A 373-nucleotide genomic window follows, 5' to 3' on the forward strand; every position below is an offset into this window, starting at 1 on the left:
GTCCAGTAAACGTAGTAGCATCTCGGCGAGATTGATGCGGGCGAGACCGCACGCGTCGCGTACGCCGGTCAAAGACGGTGGGCAATTCACCAACCACAGCACTTACTAGTTATGACATCATAACGTCTCCGCAAATCCGCAAAAAAGTTAATATTCCAGGGCAGTCATTTCATTGTAGCATCGCTGCATCCTGGAACAATGATCGGTTTCTCCCCCGCCGTACGTAGAAAACGCGGCCAAGGGCCCCTTGATAAAGAGCCCGCTTGTGCCTGCACCTAAGCCCATCTGACCCATCGTGCAGGCTAATCTGACTCTGGCTTTTATATGGGCAAATTCAGCACTGAGCAGGCGCTGGGCTCGGCCGGAGGCCGTC

This window comes from Sodalis-like endosymbiont of Proechinophthirus fluctus, from assembly GCF_001602625.1.
Classification (GTDB): domain Bacteria; phylum Pseudomonadota; class Gammaproteobacteria; order Enterobacterales; family Enterobacteriaceae.